At 59.9% G+C, this 19,637-nt stretch carries 18 protein-coding genes; 9 read left to right on the forward strand and 9 right to left on the reverse strand.

Going from position 1 to position 19,637, the window contains the following annotated elements:
• Positions 1-55: 55 nt before the first annotated feature.
• The 7 genes from FGF66_RS02340 to FGF66_RS02370 form a co-directional block, all read right to left on the reverse strand.
• Positions 56-778 (reverse strand): energy-coupling factor ABC transporter ATP-binding protein, encoded by a 723-nt coding sequence (locus tag FGF66_RS02340; RefSeq protein ID WP_139456102.1) that lies wholly within the window; start codon positions 776-778, stop codon positions 56-58.
• Between the two features lie 27 nt (positions 779-805).
• Entirely contained in the window at positions 806-1,558 is a 753-nt protein-coding gene (locus tag FGF66_RS02345; protein WP_139456103.1) for an energy-coupling factor transporter transmembrane component T, read from the reverse strand.
• On the reverse strand, positions 1,555-2,574 hold the full coding sequence (locus tag FGF66_RS02350; RefSeq protein ID WP_139456104.1) for an energy-coupling factor ABC transporter permease: 1,020 nt from the start codon (positions 2,572-2,574) through the stop codon (positions 1,555-1,557). The genes FGF66_RS02345 and FGF66_RS02350 overlap by 4 nt, the downstream gene beginning before the upstream one ends.
• 22 nt (positions 2,575-2,596) lie before the next feature.
• Positions 2,597-3,391: a transporter gene (locus FGF66_RS02355; protein ID WP_139456105.1), complete on the reverse strand. Its 795-nt coding sequence runs from the start codon at positions 3,389-3,391 to the stop codon at positions 2,597-2,599.
• 123 nt (positions 3,392-3,514) lie between these two features.
• Positions 3,515-3,919 carry a nickel-responsive transcriptional regulator NikR gene (gene nikR, locus FGF66_RS02360; RefSeq protein ID WP_139456106.1) on the reverse strand — a complete coding sequence of 135 codons (405 nt, stop codon included), beginning with the start codon at positions 3,917-3,919 and terminating at the stop codon, positions 3,515-3,517.
• A 4-nt stretch (positions 3,920-3,923) separates the two neighbouring features.
• A complete protein-coding gene (gene gltA / locus FGF66_RS02365; protein WP_170181173.1) occupies positions 3,924-5,375 on the reverse strand; it encodes an NADPH-dependent glutamate synthase in 1,452 nt (483 codons plus the stop codon).
• Positions 5,376-5,495: 120 nt separating this feature from the next.
• A complete protein-coding gene (locus tag FGF66_RS02370) occupies positions 5,496-6,341 on the reverse strand; it encodes a sulfide/dihydroorotate dehydrogenase-like FAD/NAD-binding protein (RefSeq protein ID WP_139456107.1) in 846 nt (281 codons plus the stop codon).
• A gap of 194 nt (positions 6,342-6,535) precedes the next feature.
• On the opposite strand from FGF66_RS02370, the gene hisH reads away from it, so the two are divergent.
• From hisH to FGF66_RS02405, 6 genes are all read left to right on the forward strand, one after another.
• Positions 6,536-7,141, forward strand: coding sequence for an imidazole glycerol phosphate synthase subunit HisH (hisH, locus tag FGF66_RS02380; protein ID WP_139456108.1), 606 nt, complete (start codon positions 6,536-6,538; stop codon positions 7,139-7,141).
• A gap of 21 nt (positions 7,142-7,162) precedes the next feature.
• Entirely contained in the window at positions 7,163-7,945 is a 783-nt protein-coding gene (hisA, locus tag FGF66_RS02385) for a 1-(5-phosphoribosyl)-5-[(5-phosphoribosylamino)methylideneamino]imidazole-4-carboxamide isomerase (RefSeq protein ID WP_139456109.1), read from the forward strand.
• 38 nt (positions 7,946-7,983) lie between these two features.
• The gene (gene scpB, locus FGF66_RS02390; protein ID WP_139456227.1) at positions 7,984-8,610 is read left to right on the forward strand and encodes an SMC-Scp complex subunit ScpB; all 627 of its coding nucleotides are present in this window, start codon (positions 7,984-7,986) and stop codon (positions 8,608-8,610) included.
• The gene (locus FGF66_RS02395; protein ID WP_139456110.1) at positions 8,607-9,350 is read left to right on the forward strand and encodes a pseudouridine synthase; all 744 of its coding nucleotides are present in this window, start codon (positions 8,607-8,609) and stop codon (positions 9,348-9,350) included. Before scpB ends, FGF66_RS02395 begins: the two co-directional genes overlap by 4 nt.
• A 74-nt stretch (positions 9,351-9,424) precedes the next feature.
• A complete protein-coding gene (locus tag FGF66_RS02400) occupies positions 9,425-11,425 on the forward strand; it encodes a ComEA family DNA-binding protein (protein WP_139456111.1) in 2,001 nt (666 codons plus the stop codon).
• 195 nt (positions 11,426-11,620) lie between these two features.
• Positions 11,621-12,262, forward strand: coding sequence for a MarC family protein (locus FGF66_RS02405; protein ID WP_139456112.1), 642 nt, complete (start codon positions 11,621-11,623; stop codon positions 12,260-12,262).
• Positions 12,263-12,559: 297 nt separating this feature from the next.
• Here FGF66_RS02405 and FGF66_RS02415 read toward each other — a convergent pair whose 3' ends face one another.
• Complete coding sequence (locus FGF66_RS02415) at positions 12,560-13,240, reverse strand: uracil-DNA glycosylase family protein (RefSeq protein WP_139456113.1); 681 nt, start codon at positions 13,238-13,240, stop codon at positions 12,560-12,562.
• A 273-nt stretch (positions 13,241-13,513) separates the two neighbouring features.
• Here FGF66_RS02415 and FGF66_RS02420 point away from each other — a divergent pair, with 273 nt between their 5' ends.
• From FGF66_RS02420 to FGF66_RS02430, 3 genes are all read left to right on the forward strand, one after another.
• Entirely contained in the window at positions 13,514-15,910 is a 2,397-nt protein-coding gene (locus FGF66_RS02420; RefSeq protein WP_139456114.1) for an endonuclease MutS2, read from the forward strand.
• 227 nt (positions 15,911-16,137) lie between these two features.
• Entirely contained in the window at positions 16,138-16,734 is a 597-nt protein-coding gene (pgsA, locus tag FGF66_RS02425) for a CDP-diacylglycerol--glycerol-3-phosphate 3-phosphatidyltransferase (RefSeq protein WP_139456115.1), read from the forward strand.
• Entirely contained in the window at positions 16,706-17,215 is a 510-nt protein-coding gene (locus FGF66_RS02430; protein WP_342779627.1) for a phosphatidylglycerophosphatase A family protein, read from the forward strand. The genes pgsA and FGF66_RS02430 overlap by 29 nt, the downstream gene beginning before the upstream one ends.
• A 180-nt stretch (positions 17,216-17,395) precedes the next feature.
• Here the strand turns inward: FGF66_RS02430 and dxs are convergent, their stop codons facing one another.
• Complete coding sequence (gene dxs / locus FGF66_RS02435) at positions 17,396-19,330, reverse strand: 1-deoxy-D-xylulose-5-phosphate synthase (RefSeq protein WP_139456116.1); 1,935 nt, start codon at positions 19,328-19,330, stop codon at positions 17,396-17,398.
• Positions 19,331-19,637: the final 307 nt, after the last annotated feature.

A 19,637-nucleotide genomic window follows, 5' to 3' on the forward strand; every position in this document is an offset into this window, starting at 1 on the left:
AATTATTGAGCGATAGCTTTAATCTAATAAAAAAAATCAAAGAACAACAATCACCCTATCCCCCCTGCAATCGCAGCGGCAGCTCCAAGCCATTCGCTTCCAGCAACTCACGATCCGCGAGAATATCTTTTGTCGGGCCGTCGGCGACGATCTTTCCTTTGTTCATGATGCAAACTCTCTCGCAGGTTTCCCAGATGAAATCGAGGTCGTGGGAGACGGTGAGTTTTGTTGTTTGCAAGTTGTTGACCAGGCCGATGAGCATCCGGCGGTTGCGGGGGTCGAGGTCGGAGGTGGGTTCGTCCATGACGAGCAGCTCCGGCTGCATGACGAGCACCGCCGCCAGCGCGGCGAAGCGCTTCTGCCCTTGCGACAGGTGCGCGGGCGGCTTGTCGCGCAGCTCCCACAGCCCGAACAGCCGCAGCAACCGCTCGGCTTCGGCGCGGCTCTGTGCTTCGTCCATACCGAGATTCGACGGGCCGAAAAGCACGTCGTCGTAAACCCTCGCCATGAAGAGTTGATCGTCCGGTTTTTGGAACACCAGCCCCACCATCTGCCGAATCTGCTCGACCGTTTTCCTTTCCACCGCGATGCCGCCGATTCGCGCCGATCCCGCCTGCGGCAGATGCCAGGCGTTCAGGTGGCTGACGAGGGTCGATTTGCCTGCGCCGTTCGAACCGGCGATGCCGACCGATTCGCCCTTTGCCACGCGCAGGCTGAGGCCGTCGAGCGCTTTGGCGCCATCGGGGTAGGTGAAGGCGAGCTGGTCGATGTCAATCAAATCGGGTGCTCCTGCCGGAAAAAGCGTTCAGAAAAAATAACGGACGAGAGCCAAAATCGCCGCCGCGCCCGCGATTGCAGCGAGGTCGCCGGGCTTCAGTGGCATGGCCGGGCGCGAATCCAGCGCCGCGCTGAAGCCGCGAGCACTCATTGCCATGTAGATCCATTCGGCCCGCGCCGTCGTGCGGATGAGCAGCGAGCCGATGAGCCGCGCCGTCACGAGCGGCCCTTTGCCGCGTCCCCCGAAGCTGCGCAGGTCACGAGCCTTCTGCATCATTTCGGCCTCTTCGGCAAGTAGGAAACTGTAGCGCCAGACCAGCAGCAACTGCGTGACGAACGGCTCCGGTACGCGTAGGCTTCGGAGCGCCATGCCGAAGCGGTGGAACGGCATCACCGCCATGAGCGAGAGCAGCGCGGCGAGCGTCACGAGCGTTTTCAGCACGATCACCGAGGCCGAAACCGCGCCGCCGGTGATGGCCAGTCCAGCGACGGTCACGGCGGTCGAGCGGTCGAGCGCGAGGTTGCTCGCCGCCATGAAGAGGATGAAGGGCGAAGCGATCACGAGGCGTTTCACCAGCGGCAGTAGCGGGATGCTGGCGGCGGTCGCGAGCAGCAGCGGAAAGGCGGCGAAGGCGATCACTCCGGCGAGGTCGAACTTCGGAACGGAGATCACGAAGAGGATGAAGAGCGCGAGCATGACGATGGCCGCGCCGTCGCCGACGGGCAGCTTGCGCGATGGATTGTCGTTGCGCAGAGTGCCGATGTCGAAACGCTTCGTCACAGTTTTTCGGACATTGGCGAGCGTTTGCGCAGGAAGAGGCCCGCCGCTCCGGCAAGCACGAGCACCATCAGGCTGCCCGCGATGCCGGAGAGCGAGGTTCCGGCGTTGACGGGCGATGCCGGGACTGTCGTCTTTTCACCGGTTTTCCTGAAATCGTAGTCGGGCAGGATGGCCAGCTTTTTCTGCAATCCTTCGAGGAACTCGTGAGCTGTTTCGGCGGGTGAGGCCAGCGCCTCCTTGCCGGTCACTTTGGCGACCGACCATTCCAGGCCGTCCGGATTCGACGAGGCGAACCACGAGAGCGCCCCGCCGATGGCGAGGGCGGCGGCGAAGAGGCTCGCCGTCACGATGCCGGTTTTCGGGGCGCGAGTTTCGGAGGCCGCGTGCAGAAGCCCCGGTTCGGTGGAGGCGATGAACGACAGTACGCCCCAGGTCAGCACTCCTTCGACGATGCCGATAACCGCGTGGATCGGCAGCATGAAGAGCATGAAGAGGTTGAACGGCAGGTCGGAGATGCCGGAAAGCATGGTCTGCGTCACCACCGAAAAGGCTCCGGCCAGCAGGCCGAGCGTGGCGGCGGCGATGCTCGCCGTGGCGAGTCGCATCGGAGCGCTGCCATCCCCCGCGATGGGGCGGAAGAGGAGCGGCCAGGCGACGAAGGCCGGGATGAAGGCGATGTTGAAGATGTTGCAGCCGAGGGCGAGCAGGCCGCCGTCGGCGAAGAAGAGCGCCTGGATGACGAGCACCGAGGCGAGCGCGATGAAGGCCCGCCACGGGCCGAGCAGCACCGAGAGCAGGAGGCCGCCGCCGATGTGTCCGCTCGATCCGGTGCCGGGAATGGTGAAGTTTATCATCTGCGCCGCGAAGACGAACGCCCCCATCACCCCCATCAGCACGGTCTTCGAGCCGTCCGGTTCCGCCGGGATTTTCCTCGACGACAGGCCGATCACGCCGGCGCTGATTGCCCAGAACGCGCCACCGACAACCGGCGAAAGCAAGGCGTCCGACATGTGCATGGTTCGCTCTCCCGTGGTCTGGTTAGAAGCGCATCGTCACGCCGGCGAGCAGCGTGGTGTCGGTCTCGGCGTCGTTCAGGCCGCCACGAATGCCGAGGTCGAGGTCGGCGTTGTCGGCGACCGCGTAGATCAGGCCGCCGAGAATGTAGGCCGGATCGGAATCGGCATCCTTGTCCGAATTGGTCTCGATGCCAATATCGCCTACCGCTCTGAGCTTCTCCGTTACGTTCAGCTCGGCGGCCAGCGAGGCTCGCCAGATGTTTTTTCTCGACGATTCGCTGAGTTCGTCGAGCTTGTACTCGCTACGGTTGTAGCCAAGGTTGATATGATAGCTGGCCAGTTTGGCCTCGCGCGTGGCGATGAGCGTCACGTTGCCGGAAACCTTGCCGGAGCCGAGGCCCTTCTTTTCATCGCCGGTCGGCAGGGTGAGACCGGGTTTGAGGGCAAGGCTGAAGCCGGTGTCGGGCAGTTCGTAAAAGCGCCACTTGATTTGCAGCGCGACGTCGCCAATGCCGTTCCCGTCTGCCATCTTCACGCCATCCTCTTTTTCGGTGTACCACTCCCACGGCATACCAGCGACCAGGTCGATAGTATCCGAAAGGCCGTAGCTGAGCGTGGTCGACACCGCGCCGCCGGTGGTTTTGCATGAGACGCCTGCTTCGCGCTCCTTGTCGCTGACGGATTCAAATCCGATTTCGATCTGGCTGTGGCCTTTTCCCTGAGTGCCGGTGTCATCGGTCTGGAGGGGCATGGCGGCAAAAAGCGGCGTCGAGCAAAGTATGAGCGCCGAGGCGAGCAGCGTGGTTTTTTTCTGCATGGCGAAGCGATGTTGTGGTTGTCGATAGCATGAAAATAAGATTTGTGCTATCGACAAGCAACAGGTAACGGCCTTGAAACTTGTCGCGGAGAGCGTTTCAAGGCCGTTATGTCCGGATGCCCGTCAGTCGGCAGAGGAGAGGGAGAGGTCGAGATGCTTCACGCCGACCAGCACCTTGAGGGCGCTGGAGAGCTTTTCGATTTCCGGGGCGTTGCCCTTGACGGCGATCACTTCGAGGCAGTTCTCGTGGTCGAGGTGCACATGCTGGGTCGAGATGATGAGGTCGTGGAAGTCGTGCTGGATGTCGATCAGGCGGTTGACCAGCTCGCGCTTGTGGTGGTCGTAGGTCATGACGATCGCCCCGGCCACCGTGCCGCCTTCGGCGGTCGTTTTGCGGAGCAGCTCTTCGCGAATGAGGTCGCGGAGGGCTTCCGACCGGCTCTGGTAGCCCTGGGCCTTGATGTGCCGGTCGAAAGCCTCGATCAGTTCCCTTTCGAGCGAAATGCCGAAGCGGTACAGGTCGCTCACGCGATTACCACTCCTCGAAGCTCTTTGCCTTGCCGGCGAGCTTTTCGTTGATGGCCGCCGCCGCCGTGCGTCCAGCGCCCATCGCCAGGATCACCGTCGCGCCGCCCGTGACGATGTCGCCACCGGCATAGACGTTCTCCTTGGAGGTCTGCATGGTGTTGATGTCAACGACGATGGTCTCCTTCTTGCTGACCTCGATGTCGGGCGTGGTCTGCCTGATGAGCGGGTTGGAGCCGTTGCCGATGGAGATGATCGCCATGTCGATGGGCAGCACGTACTCCGAGCCGGGCACGGCCACCGGACGGCGGCGTCCTGAATCGTCGGGTTCGCCAAGCTCCATCTTCTGGCACTTCACGCCAGTGAGCCACGCCTGCTCGTTGCCGATGAATTCGAGCGGAATGGTGAGCAGCAGGAACTCGACACCCTCCTGCAGGGCGTTGTGAATCTCCTCCTGGCGGGCGGGCATCTCCTTTTCGGAGCGGCGATAGACGATGTAGGCGTGCTCCGCGCCTAGCCGCTTGGCGGTGCGTACGGCGTCCATCGCGGTGTTGCCGCCGCCGAAGACCGCCACGCTCTTGCCTTTGCAGTCGAAGACCGGCGTGTCGCTGCTGTTCGGGAAGTCGTAAGCCTTCATGAGGTTCACCCTCGTGAGGAACTCGTTGGCCGCGAGTACGCCGACGAGGTTCTCGCCGGGGATGCCCATGAACCAGGGCAGGCCCGCGCCGACGCCGATGAAGACCGCGTCGAAGCCCTCCTCTTCCATCAGCTCGTCCACGGTGATGGTGCGCCCGACCACCACGTCCGTCCTGAACTCGATGCCCATGCGGCGCAGGCCGTCGAGCTCCTCGCGGACGATCTCCTTCGGCAGGCGGAATTCGGGGATGCCGTACATCAGCACACCGCCGAGTTCGTGCAGCGCCTCGAAGACCACCACTTTGTGGCCGAACTGCGCAAGGTCGTTGGCGCAGCTCAGGCTGGCCGGGCCGCTGCCGACGACGGCCACCGTCCTGCCGGTCGGAGGCGCGATTTTCGGATCGATCTTCTGACCGCTCATGCGCTCGTAGTCGCCGACGAAGCGTTCGAGGTTGCCGATAGCCACCGGCTCGTGCTTCTTGCCGATGACGCACACCTTCTCGCACTGATCTTCCTGCGGGCAGACGCGACCGCAAATCGACGGCAGCACGTTGTCCTCCTTGATCTTTCTGACCGCGCCCATGAAGTCGCCCTCGGCGATCAGCTTGATGAACTGGTCGATCTTGATGTTGACCGGGCAGCCCGCGATGCAGACCGGATCCTTGCACTGGATGCAGCGCAGCGCCTCCTGCCGGGCCTGCTCGGGAGTCAGGCCGAGGTTGACCTCGTTGAAGTTGCCGATGCGAACCTGCGGATCCTGCGCCGGCATCTCCTGGCGCGGAATGGCCATGCGTTCCTTGGCCGTGATAGTACGAGCGTCCATGATACGATTGCTGGTTTAGCGGTGAAACGTGTTTTCGTGACAGCCCAGCCCGCCGGAAGCCGCTCGAAACGGCTCCGGAAGTGGAACTGCCTGGATGAAAAATGTCAGATTATGCAGGAATTACGCCTGCCCGGTCAGATTGCACTGGTGGCCGGCGGCCTGGTCCGCCTCATGCTCCTCGTGCTGGTAAATCCTGTTCCTGTCGGCAAGATTCTTGAAGTCCACCTGGTGAGCGTCGAACTCCGGCCCGTCGATGCAGCCGAACTTGACCTCGCCGCCGACCGTGACGCGGCAGCCGCCGCACATGCCGGTGCCGTCGATCATGATGGGGTTGAGGCTCACCACGGTCTTGATGCCGTAGGGGCGAGTGACCTCGGCCACGGCCCGCATCATCGGAATCGGGCCGATGGCGAGCACGAAGTCGATCTTCTTGCCCGAATCGATCAGCTCCTGAAGCTTCTGCGTCACGAAGCCGTGGAAGCCGTACGAGCCGTCGTCGGTGGTGATGTAGGCTTCGTCGCTGACCGCCTTCATCTCGTCTTCGAGGATCACGAGGTCTTTCGACCGCGCGCCGTTGATGGTGATGACGTAGTTGCCAGCCTCTTTCAGCGCCGCCGCCGTCGGATAGGCGATAGCCGTGCCCACGCCGCCGCCGATGCTGACGGCCGTGCCGAAATTCTCGATGTGCGAAGGGGTTCCGAGCGGGCCGACCACATCGGCGATCGAGTCGCCTGCCTCCTTGCGGTTCAACTCACGTGTCGATTTGCCCGCGCCCTGCGCGATGATGGTGATGGTGCCCGTTTCGGGATTCGAATCGGCGATGGTCAGAGGGATGCGTTCGCCGTTCGGGTTGATCCTGACAATGACGAACTGGCCGGCTTTTCGCTTTTTTGCGATCCTCGGAGCCTCGATTTCGAATTTTTTAATATTTTCAGCTAAAAAAATAGCGGAAACAATCCTGTACATTGTTCTTGCGATTACTCGTGATATGTGGATTGGAATGACTTTCAGCAGGGAAGCAAGGCAGAAGGTGAAAGCCACATAAGCGTGTATAATACGGCGAGAACTTCTTAAAAAAAAGACGCGTTGATACTTTTTCGAGGTTTCATGCGCTTTTTTCTCCATCCGGAGCCCATCAGCAACGTTTTAATCTTTCTTTCATGGTATTTATCGCAGACTATGGCGCCGGAAATCTCAGGTCGGTGCACAAGGCTTTCGAGTATCTCGGCATCGAGGCGGTTGTCAGCGACAAGGCTTCGGAGATGAGTCGCTACGAAAAGGTGCTCATTCCCGGCGTCGGCGCGTTCGGTCCGGCGATGGAGGCGCTGAACCGCCAAGGGTTTGGCGAGGCGCTCAAGGAGCATATCGACAAGGGGCGCAGCGTACTTGGCATCTGCCTGGGGATGCAACTCTTTCTGTCGGAAAGCGAGGAGATGGGAGCGCATGAGGGCCTCGACATCTTGCCCGGCAAGGTGCTCCGTTTCACGAGCAGCACCGACAAGATTCCGCAGATCGGCTGGAACTCCGTCGATTACTGCAAGGACTCAGTCCTTTTCCGCAACATTCCCGACCAGTCGTATTTCTACTTTGTTCACACCTACTATTGCGTTCCCGAAGAGCCGGAAAGCGTGGCCGCGACCACCTTTTTCGCCGGGAAAAATTTTTGTTCGGCCATTGAGAAAAATGGTATTTTCGCGGTACAGTTTCACCCTGAAAAAAGCTCCGAAGCGGGCTTGCAGGTGCTGAAAAATTTTGCAGAATTTTAAGCTATTGAGGTTTTATACGTTATGCTCATCATACCCGCTATAGATATAAAGGAAGGAAAGTGCGTCCGCTTGACCAGGGGTGACTTTGCCCAGAAGAAAATCTATCTCGACAATCCTTGCGACATGGCGGTCATCTGGCGCAAGCAGAACGCCAAGATGATCCATGTGGTCGATCTCGACGCCGCCCTGACCGGCGAGACGGTCAACTTCGAGAGGATTCGCGAGATCGTCAACGTGCTCGACATTCCGATCCAGGTCGGCGGCGGTATCCGCTCCGTCGAGGCGGTCGAGAAGTATCTCGAAATCGGCGTCAGCCGCGTGGTCATCGGCTCGGCGGCGGTCACCAACCCCGGCCTCGTCGCCGATCTTCTCAAGAAATATCGCCCCTCGCAGATCGTCGTTGGCATTGACGCCGAGCACGGCGTACCCAAAATCAAGGGGTGGACCGAGAGCAGCAACATGCAGGATTACGAACTTGCCGCCGAAATGAAGAAGCTCGGCGTCGAGCGCATCATCTACACCGACATCACCCGCGACGGTACGTTGCAGGGGGTTGGCTACGAGAGCACCAAACGTTTTGCCGAGAAGGCGGGCATGAAGGTGACCGCGTCGGGCGGCGTGTGCAGCTCCGACGACCTGCACAAGCTTCGGTCGCTCGAAAAGTACGGCGTGGATTCGGTCATCATCGGCAAGGCGCTCTACGAGTGCAACTTCCCGTGCCAGGAGATGTGGTACGCCTACGAGGGAGGACTCGGCATCGACGGCGAGTTCTCCACGGCCCGCAAAAAGGAGTGCTGCTCCTGACCTCGTCGGCATCGCGTTCGCAACCATCGACAGCCACCGTGCAGGAGCCGCGCCAACAACAACTCCGGTCGCTCGAAGCGCTGATCTTCTCCTCGGAAGAGCCGGTGAACCTTCAGACGCTCTGCCAGATCACCGGCCAGAAGCTCACGCCCGGCGAACTTCAGGAGGCGGTCGATGAACTTAACCGGGACTACGAGGCGACCGGCAGAACCTTCCGCATTCACGCCATCGCCGGAGGCTACCGCTTCCTCACCGAGCCGGAGTTCGCCGATCTCGTTCGCCAGTTGCTCGCGCCGGTGATTCAGCGGCGGCTTTCGCGCTCCATGATCGAAGTGCTTGCCGTGGTGGCCTGGCATCAGCCCGTCACGAAGGGCGAAATCCAGCAGATCAGGGGCGCGAGTCCCGACTACCCGATCGACCGCTTGCTCGCGCGCGGGCTCGTCGAGGTGCGTGGCAGGGCCGATTCGCCCGGACGTCCGTTGCAGTACGGCACGACCGCGGCATTCCTCGACCTGTTCCACTTGCCGAGCCTGAAGGATTTGCCCAGGTTGCGTGAAATCAAGGAGATACTTCGGGAACACGAGGAGCAGCAATATCTGGCCGAAGGCATATCGCCGGAGGCTACGGATGACAATGATAACGGCCAAATTGAAGTAAACGAATGAAAAAGCAGGTACAGGAAGAGAAGGTCAGGATCAACAAATATCTCGCCATGTGCGGGGTCGCGTCGCGCCGGGCTGCCGACCAGCTCGTGCTCGAAGGCAAGGTGAGCGTGAATGGCCGCATTGCCGACGAGCCGGGCTTCAGGGTCGATCCGCGTAACGACGAGGTGATCGTCGATGGGCGGATCATGGCAAAGCCTGAAGCAAAAAAGGTTTACATCCTTTTCAACAAGCCCCGGAATGTCATTACCACCAGCCACGACGAGCGCGACCGCCAGCAGATTCTCGACTTTATCGATGTCCGCGAGCGGGTCTTCCCGGTTGGGCGGCTCGACCGGAAGAGCACCGGTCTGTTATTGCTGACCAACGACGGTACGCTGGCTCACCGGCTGATGCACCCGTCGTCGCAGGTGCAGAAGGAGTACCTCGCCGCGCTTGACGAGAAGTTTCCGCCCGCGATGCTCCAGAAGCTGACCAGCGGCATGAGGCTCAAGGACACCGGCGAAAAGGTGAGTCCCTGCCGGGCCAAAATTCTCGACGACGGCATGAGCGTGCTCGTCGGCATCCACGAGGGCAAGAACCATCAGGTGCGGCGCATGTTCAGCACGCTCGGCTTCGAAGTCAAGCGCCTCGACCGCGTGGCCTACGCCGGACTGACCCCCGGAGAACTCCGGCGCGGCGAGTGGCGCTTCCTCAGTCGCAATGAGGTCGAAAAACTCTATCGCTTGTGTGGCGGCCACTGATTATATTTGACAATTCCCGTTTCGTGTAACGGGAATTTCGCCTCTCTCTCTCCAACCTTCATCGACCCCTTGCGATGAAACCGACATACCTCACTCTGCTGCGCCGCATGACGGCGTCAGCCCTTCTTTTGGCGTCCGTGGCCTCGCCAGCTCCGGCGCTTGCCTTCGACTCGTTCGAAGAGCTTCTCGACCGCCCGGAGCCGGAGAGCACCGCCGAGGAGCTGTTCAGCGATCTCGAAGAGCTGCGCCGGAAGAAAATTCCGGTCAATCTCGCCACCGAAGAGCGATTGCTCGAACTGCCGCTGATGAGCGCCGCCGATGCGGCGAAGATCATCGAATGGCGGCGAAAGCGCGGCCCGCTCGACTCCATCGCCCAGCTCGAAGCGGCGATCGGCGTCGATGCCGCCCGCCGACTCGCGCCGTACCTTTCGTTCGAGCCGCCGCCCGCGGCAAAGAAAAAAGAGCCGTCCGGAAAACTCCGGGGCAGCGTGATCGGGCGCGTTTATTGGGAGGATCCGCCACGCGCGGGGATCGAAAACGGCAAGTATGCCGGAGGCAACCGGCACGTTTACAGCCGCTTCCAGGCGGCCACGCCGCACTTTGGCGCGCATCTCCTGTCGGACAGCGATGTCGGCGAGCCGGAGATCGACGACTTCCTCTCGTTCAACGTTCACGCCGAGCGGATCGGCATTCTGAGGCAGGCGGTCGCCGGAAATTACAAGCTCAGCTTCGGGCAGGGCTTGCTCTTCGGCCAGGGGCGCTACTTTTTCAAAGGCTCGGACGCCATCGACGGTGTGCTGTTCTTCGCCTCGGCGCTTCGGACCTACAACTCGGCGGGTGAGGACAACTTCCTGCAAGGTGCGGCGGCGACGCTCTCGCCGGGGCCATTCGAGGTGACGGCCTTCACTTCGAGCAACAAGGTCGATGCGAGCATCAAGAATGAGGTGGTCACGAGCATTGCCACCGGCGGCTATCATCGCACGGAGAACGAACTCAAAAAGAAGGACAACCTCACTCAGGAGGTCAAGGGCGTGAATCTCCGCTACCGCTATCGCGCCGGAGCGCTGAGCACCGCCATCGGCGCGACCTGGGCAAGCTACCGGTATGGCCTGCCTCTCGAACTGCTTGACGGCGAGCGTGGCGGCCAGCTCGCATCGGTCGAAGCGAGCGCCGTGTATCGCAACGCCCAGGTTTTCGGCGAAGCCGCATACGCCGATGCCTCCGACGCCACGTCATGGATCTGCGGCGTTCAGGCCGATCTGGCCGAGGGGATTACCGGCGTCATCTCCATGCGTGACTACGCCTTCGATTACTACTCCCCGTTCGCCGGGGCATTCGCCGAGCGGGGCGACAACGCGGCGAACGAGTCGGGCCTCTATCTTGGACTCAAGGCAAAGGTGCTCGACAACCTGACCCTTGCCGGTTTGTACGATAAATTCAGATTTCCGGTGCTCGACAAGCGGTATTACGCCCTCTCATCATCGGGCTACGAAACGCGATTTTACGCCACCTGGAAGCAGAACCGCTGGATGAGCTGGGACGTGATGTATCAGCACAAGGAGAAGGAGGAGGCCAAAAAGCAGTTCGATAAAAACGTCGGGTTTTCGCATTACGTGCCGGTACCCAAAATTACCAACCGGGCGCAGCTCAGCCTCGTGGCCCGGTGTTCTCCAGGCATCACGCTGAAATCGCGAGCCGCATTCAAGAGCCTCCGGAGCCACTTCATCAGCGGGACGGAGAGCGAAGAGGGGTGGCTTCTCTACCAGCAGCTCAACTGGAAAAGCGGCCCCGTCACCCTCAAAACCCGCCTGGCCCGCTTCGACACCGACAGCTACGACGCCGCGCTGTATGCCTACGAAGACGACCTCCCGCTGGTTTACACGATCAACGCCTACTATGGCCGGGGCAAAGCGTGGTTCATTTTGCTCGACTTCGAGCCGGTGAAAAACTTCAACCTGACCGCCAAATACGAAACGACGTGGTACGACGACCGCGAAGTTTACAGCAGCGGCAACGACCTCCGCAACACCGCCTCGCCAGCCTCGTATCACGTGGGGTGTATGCTGAAGTTCTGAGGTGGAAGAGCAGGACGAATGGGCGAACCAAACAGACAGGAGTGAATCGAAAATGGTTCGGTGCGCTCTCTTGTGGTTGCTGAATTCTTACATTGTCAGAAAGGCACAGGTTGAATTGTAACGGGGCAGGCCATCTTTTTTGTCAGAGAGCGGTTCGGGAGTTTTCCCGTTAACCCGGCAAGAACTGGATAGTGTATGGAAAATTTGTGGATTCACGCGCTGACGGTGTTCATGGGGTTTTTCGCGATTATGAACCCTATCGCCAGTGTGCCGATTTTTCTGAGCCTCACGGAGGGCGATGATGAAAAGACGACGGCGATGGTCGCGTCGCGCGCGCTGCTGCTGGCGTTTCTGATCGTGACGATCTTTTCGGTGGCCGGGAAACTCATCTTCGACCTCTTCGGCATCACGCTGCCCGCGTTTCAGATTACGGGCGGGTTGCTGTTTTTTCTGATTGGCTTTCACATGCTGCAAGGCGACCAGTCAAGTGTGCAGCACCCGAGCGAAAAGGACAAAAAGAAGTCGCTCGAAGCGGCGCTCAGCGTAACGGTCTCGCCGCTGGCGATGCCGATTCTGGCCGGGCCGGGCACGATCGCTACGGCGATGAACTTCTCGACGGGCGAGAATTTTATGGATATGGCCGTGACGATCGCCATGTTCGGCCTGCTCTGCATCATCACCTACGTGCTCTTCGTTTCGGGCGAAAAGTTCGTCACTTACATCGGAGCCAGCGCCCTCGGCGTCATTACGCGAATGATGGGTTTGATTCTTGCCGTCATCGGCTCCCAGATGGTGATAACCGGAGTGCGCGGCGCGTTCGGTCTCGCCGCCGGGTGATGATTTCGATGCGCCGGAAGACGATCTCGTCGAAATGGTTTACGGGGTTGCGAGAAGTGAGCTTGAAAAGGCGGATGTGGCAGTTTTTATGCGGAGGTGGGTAAGAAAGAGATGATCGTGGATGAGCAAATGCTGCGAGGTGTTGGGAGTCAGACTTTTTTCTCTCAGGCGATTATTTGTGCCAACCAGAATGACGTAAAAATCACCAGCCGTAAGCATAGCGGCGCAGCAATCCAGAGTGTGGCAGCGGACGTGTTGAGGGGCAAGTCAGGAAGCATAGCATGCCGCTGTTTGCGGTCAGGTGGATTTACTGGTTATACGATTTTTTAAATACGGTAGCATCACTTGCCAGTCTTGTGAAACCCTATCAACACCATTTCTATTTCTGTAGTTTTGACCATGTGGGCCTGTATGGGCTTGAAAAAAAATTTCCGTGCCTTGGTGTGAAAAATGTGATTTTACTGCTTCTTCCATGTCTTTTACAGATTCTAAACCGCAAGCCTTTCTGATTGCATCAAATGTAGCTCTTCCAAGACATATTGCAATTTGCGGTTTAATAATTTCAATGATAGGTAAAGTAAAATCTTTTGCGGCTTTAAGTAGATCTTTTTTGGGAATGTACGCATCCATTGGGCCAGGTTTTATATATGGAAAAAGATTGGTTGCATATGTTTGCTCAAAAGTTACATTAAGATGTTTTTTAAGTAATTTTTTAAGTTTTATGTTTGTTCTTACGGAGGGGGTATACCCATATTCCAATGTTTCCTGACATACATTTTCCTGAAAACTTTCTTTTGAACACCAATCCTGTAAGATTATGAGAATATCTGCATCAGTATTATGAGCTGATTTGCTATAGGGTGATACATAATCACACTCCCATATTCCACCGTTATAATCTCCTATCGCAGTGTACCCTTCATAAGTTATTGCTTTACGTTTTTCTGCTAGGGCAAATAATTTAGCTGATTTGCTCACTTTTACCTCTGTATAACATTAATTAGATTGATCCGCGCAAGACGTGGATTTTTGATTACTTAGAATTTAGTGTTTCATCAGAAAATCCCCACATAGTTCCGCCAATCTGAGCGCAACAGACCGCAGATTTTTTATCAGCTCGACGAAGCTCCTCGGCATCACTATCCCATTTCCTCATCCCCCAACAAAATCCTTCGCCCTCACCCTTTTTCAGGATTATCTTTTATCTTGGCGGCGGTAGTGTGAACGAAGTGAAACAGTGTTATGGTGAATATGGACGAAATGGCAACGAAAGAATCAGTCTCCCTGCTCAGAAAGCTTGAGTTTGACAAGGTGGCGCGTCATGCGGCGGGGTTTTGCATCTCGGCGATGGGGAGCGATCTCGTTATGGAGATGGGGCTTCCCGATGAGTGCGAGCGGGAACTCGTGCGGGTGCTTGAGTTGAAGAACTTTCTGCTCGAAGGCGAGCCGCTGCCGTTTTCGCGCCTGCCCGATACGCGCCACTTGCTCGACAAGCTCGAAGTGCTCGACAGTTGGCTCGATGCCGCCGAGCTGCTCGATATTTTCCATCTCCTGCAAAGCGCCGCGCAACTGCGCAAGTTCATGTTCGCCAGCCGCGAGCGCTTTGTGGAACTGAACGAATTCACCATCCGCCTCTGGCTCGAAAAGAGCATCCAGTTCGCCATTTCGCAGGCTATCGACGAGCGGGCCGTGGTGCGCGATACGGCCAGCGACGCCCTCTACGAAATCCGCAAAAACCTCGGCGAGGCGCGTGACGGACTGCGGCGCAAGATGGAGCGCATCCTGCGGCGCTGCCAGGCCGAGGGGTGGCTGATGGAGGAGACCGTGGCGCTCAAAAACGGACGGCAGGCGCTGGCGTTCAGGGTCGAGAACAAGCACCGGCTGCACGGCTACATCCAGGACTACTCGCAAACCGGCCAGACCGTCTTCATCGAACCCGCCGAAACGCTCGAAATCAGCAACCGGATTCAGGAACTTGAAATCGCCGAGCGGCGCGAGATCGAGCGCATCCTCAAGGCGCTCTCCGCGCAGGTGCGCCAGGAGCTGGAAAACGTGCGCCACAACGAGGGGATCATGGCCGCCTTCGACTCGCTCTATGCGCGGGCGAGGCTCGCCGTCGAGACCGCCTCAACGCTGCCGCAAATTTCGGCGGGGCGGCGGCTGAAGATCGTCAAGGGCTACCATCCGTGGCTCTTCATTTCGCACGGTTTTTCGAAGGAGAAGGTCTTTCCGCTCGATCTGGAGCTTGGCGAGGAGGAGCACACGCTGGTCATTTCGGGGCCGAACGCGGGGGGCAAGTCAGTGGCGATGAAGACTGCCGGGCTGCTCGTCTGCATGTTGCGCCACGGCTACCTCGCGCCGTGCAGCGAGAGCTCGGTTTTTCCACTCTTCAACGGCCTCTTCATCGAAATCGGCGACGAGCAGTCGATCGAGAACGACCTTTCGACCTTCAGCTCGCACCTCTCGGCGATCCGCGACATTCTCGACCACGCCGCGCCCGACAGCCTCGTGCTCATCGACGAGCTGTGCTCCGGCACCGACGTCGAGGAGGGGAGCGCCATCGCCCGCGCGGTGATCGAGGAGCTGCTCGCGCGCGGCGTCAAGACCATCGTGACGACGCACCTCGGCGAGCTGAAGCTCTACGCCCACCGGCGCGAGGGCGTCGTCAACGGCGCGATGGAGTTCGACCAGCACGGCCTCGCGCCGACCTTCCGCTTCCTGAAAGGCGTGCCGGGCAACAGCTTCGCCTTCGCCATGATGCGGCGCATGGGCTTTTCGGACGAGATCGTCAGCAGCGCCACGAGCTTTCTCGAAGGCGGCCACGCGGGGCTGGAGGAGATGATCGAGGATTTCCGGCAGGGGGTCGAGAAGAACCGCCAGCTTGTCGAGGGACTCGAAAAGGAGCGCCGCGAGCTTGACGCGATGCGCACGAGTGCCGCGTCCGAAAAGGCGGAGCTGCGCAAAAAGACGCAGGAGCTGAAAAGCCGCGGCCTGCGCGACCTCGACCGCCAGCTCGAACAGGCCCGCAAGGAGATTCGCGATCTGGTGCGCGAGGTGAAGGAGCATCCCGGCGACGAGGCCACGCTGCACAAGGCGCGGACGCGGCTGGCCGGAATGAAACAGGAGGCCGGGGCGAAGGAGGAGGCCGTCGAGCGGGAGCTGGCCCCGGCGGCCGACCTGAGCATCCGGCCCGGCGACACGGTCAGGATCGGCGACACTAACACCACCGGCGAGGTGGAGTTGATCCAGGGCGACTCCGCCGTGGTGCGGTGCGGCAACTTCCGGCTGACCACCGCGCTCAGGGGTCTCGAAAAGATTTCCCGCGCCGGAGCCAGGAAGCTGCAAAAGGATGCCACGACGGGCGCGGCGGCGGCAAAGAGCTGGTCGGTGCAGTCGGCGCCGCTCGAATCGACACGCCTCGACCTGCGCGGCCTGACGGGCGAGGAGGCCATCGCCGAAATCGGGCGCTTCATCGACGCGCTGGCCGTGCGCCGGATGCCGTCGGGCACGATCATCCACGGCAAAGGCTCCGGCGCGCTCCGGCTGCGCACGTCTGAATTTCTCAAGCAGCACCCGCGCGTCAAGAGCTTTCGTCTCGGCGACTGGCAGGAGGGAGGCGCGGGCGTGACGGTGGTGGAGCTGCGCTGAGGCGGCACTTGCAAAAGTTGCGTCCGCGCATGGCCGCAGGCGTTGAAAATAAGCGAGGGATGAAGTATCTTTCGCCCTTGCGAACGTCCGGGCAAGAATTTGTCATTCTGAATGGCACGGAGCGAACTCATGCGCAAGTCCCGACTTCGCCCGACTCAGAATGACAATCAGGGCTATCAGAATCGATAGCGCTCAGCGTCGGAATAATATCAGCCTTCATCACCAACATGACCTTTTCCAACCAGCTCACCATACTGAGAATCGTTCTTGTGCCGGTTTTCGTGATTCTGCTCATGCAGTCCGGCGCGTGGTACAAGCTGGCGGGGGTCATCGTGTTCGTCGTCGCGTCGCTGACGGACATCTACGACGGCTACCATGCGCGAAAGTACGGGCAGATCACCCGGCTCGGCGCGTTTCTCGACCCTCTCGCCGACAAGCTGCTCATCACCTCGGCGTTTCTTTTCTATGTCTGGCAGGGGTATCTGGCGCTCTGGATGGTGCTGCTGGTGGCCGCTCGCGACATCATGGTCACGGGGCTGCGGGTCTGGGCCGAGCATATCGACCATCCCGTGGTGACCAGCCAGGAGGCCAAGTACAAAACTCTCGCCCAGAACCTGTTCGCCTATTTCATCATGCTCTTCATCCTTTTGAAAGAGCAGAGCTTTTTCGGCCCGAAGGCGGCGGCGCTCATGGATGAAATCCTCTATTCGCCCTGGCTCGATTACGTGATGCTCGCCATCACGCTCTTCACGGTCTGGACGGGCGTTTCGTATCTCATCAGCAACCGGACGCTTTTTGTTCGCAAACCGGCGGGAGGCCGCTGACGTCATGCAGAAATGGCTGGCCAGAATTTTCGGGAGCGCCTTCGGCATCGGATACGTGCCGTTTGCTCCGGGCACCTTCGCCAGCGGAGCCGCTGCGCTTCTTTACCTTTATGTGCCCGCGATTCGTGAGTTGCCCTTGCTCGCGTTGCTGATCGTGCTTTCGACGGTGATCGGTGTCTGGGCAAGCGGGGTGATGGAGAAGGAGTATGGCGAAGATCCGTCGCAGGCGGTGATCGACGAGGTGGCGGGTCAGTGGATTTCGCTGCTCTTCATCCCGTTTTCGCCGCTCACGGTTTTATTGTCCTTCATCCTCTTCCGGCTCTTCGACGTGCTCAAGCCCGGTCCGGTTGATCGTGCCCAAAATCTCCCCGGCGGCTGGGGCATCATGACCGACGACGTGCTGGCCGGCATTTTCGCCAACCTCTCGCTCCGGCTCGTGCTGCTCGCGCTGCCGATGCTGCCGTTCGGCGTGGCGGTGTAGGGGCGGCCCTTGCGGCCGCCCGGATTCCGGAGCTGTAGGGGCGAACCTGTGTGTTCGCCCTTGCGGAAATGTCACAGTATTTCAGAAAAGGGCAACCGCAAGGGTTGCCCCTACAGAAGAATCACCATTATGCCTCAGACCGATCCGTCCGATCTGTCTGATTATTCCCTACACCGTGCTTTACCCCTTGTTCCCGTAAAACTCCAGAATTTTGCTTGCCAGCGTTCCGGCGTCGAGGCCGACTTCGCGGTAGAGTTCAGCCATGCTGCCGTGGGTGACGAAGTCGTCCGGGAGGCCGAACGACATGCACTTCACGCCGGGGTGGGCGTGGCTCAGGTAGCTCGTCACGCTGCTGCCGAAGCCGCCGATGATACTGTTCTCCTCGATGGTGACGATGTGCGAGCAGCGCGATGCGGCCAGGTCGATCATCTCCATGTCGAGCGGCTTGATGAAGCGCATGTCGCACACCAGCGGATCGAGACCCGCCGCATCGAGCAGTGCGGCGGTTTCGAGCGCCCGCGCGCTCATCGTGCCAATGCCGAGCAGCGCGACCGATTTGCCGTCCCGCAAGATTCGCCCTTTGCCAACCGGAACCGGCGTGAACTCCTTGTGCAGCACTGCGCCGCTACCGCTGCCTCGCGGGTAGCGGATGGCGACCGGGCCGTTGATTTCGTAGAGCGCCGTGTAGAGCATGTCGCGCAACTCCTGCTCGTCGCCGGGGGCCATCACCACCAGGTTCGGCACGGCGTTCAGGAACGAGAGGTCGAACGCTCCGTGATGGGTCGGGCCGTCTTCGCCGACGAGGCCCGCGCGGTCGATGGCGAAAATTACGTGCAGGTTTTGCAGCGCGACGTCGTGGATGAGCTGGTCGTAAGCGCGTTGCAAAAAGGTCGAGTAGATCGCGAACACCGGCTTGAAGCCGCCGCAAGCCATTCCCGCCGCGAAGGTGACGGCATGTTGCTCGGCGATGCCCACGTCAAAGAAGCGCGACGGAATGGCTTGCTGGAACAGGTCGAGCGAGGTGCCGCTCGGCATGGCGGCGGTGATGGCCGTGATGGTCGGGTCTTTCAGCGCCAGCTCCACCAGCGCTTCGCCGAACACCTCCTGATACTTCGGTTTGGCGGGCTTGCCGGGGGCGTTGATATTCTTGCCGGTCTCGATGTCGAAGCCGCCCGCGCTGGCGTGCCACTTGGGCTGGTTGTCCTCGGCGGGCTTGAAACCCTTGCCTTTCGTCGTGATGACGTGCAAGAGCTTCGGGTGGTGGAGCTGCCGCATTTCGCGGAGCGCCTTGGTGAGCTGCTCCATGTTGTGGCCGTCGATGGGGCCGAAGTAGCGGAAACCGAGCGCCTCGAAGTACGCGCCGGGCGTTAAGGCGGCCTTGATGCCGTCCTCGATGCGGTGCACCGCCTGCTTGGCCGTTTCGCCGAGATCGTTGTTCAGCAAGGAGATACTGTCCCAGACGAACTTGCGCAAGCGGTTGTAGGTTTTGTTCAGGGTGAGGTTGACCAGGTAGTCCTTCAGGCCGCCGGTGCTTGGCGAAATGGCCATCTGGTTGTCGTTCAGGATGACCAGCACGTCCGATTTCGTATCGCCGAGGTGGTTCATCGCCTCGAAGGCCATGCCGCCGGTGAGGCTGCCGTCGCCGATGATCGCCACCACCTTCTCCTTTCGCCCCGCCAGGTCTCGCGCCGCCGCAAGGCCCGCCGCCGCCGAGATCGAGGTCGAGGCGTGGCCGGTGTCGAAGGCGTCGTGCGGACTTTCGCTGCGCTTCGGGAAGCCCGCCAGTCCGTGGTAGCGGCGATTGGTCTCCATCTGCGCGAGCCGTCCGGTGAGAATTTTGTGCACGTAGGCCTGATGGCCCACATCCCAGACGATCCGGTCGGTCGGGCTGTTATAGACGTAGTGCAGCGCCACGGTCAGCTCCACGACGCCGAGGCTCGAACCGAAGTGTCCGCCATTCTGCGAGACCAGCTCGATCACCTTTTTCCGGCACTCCGCGGCCACCTGTTCGAGTTCGTGCAAATTCAGCTTCTTGAGGTCGGCGGGGGAGTGGATGGACGAAAGCAGCGGATAGGCCTGCGGCACAGTGGCCGGAGTCGAGACAAGGTCTGCCATGGCTTCAGGGAAGTGATGTTCAGGTGAAAATACTTGTGTTCTTCTAACCTCCTGTATCAGCCCACGGTTCCGGGCGGGAGTAGCTGATTATATGAGGTTATCGCTATTCATCGAAATCGGAATCCGGATCGGGGGACGGTTCGTGATAAATTTTTCCGTAGGGGCAATCCCTTGCGGTTGCCCGGCTATCAACACGGTTTCGGGTTCATCCGTACCGTAACAGGGTAACCGCAAGGGTTACCCCTACAAAGACATTGCATCATTTCACGCATGATCGAAATGATTGTCCATATCGATTCCGATCCCG

This window comes from Chlorobaculum thiosulfatiphilum (assembly GCF_006265165.1).
GTDB classification, from domain to species: Bacteria; Bacteroidota; Chlorobiia; order Chlorobiales; family Chlorobiaceae; genus Chlorobaculum; species Chlorobaculum thiosulfatiphilum.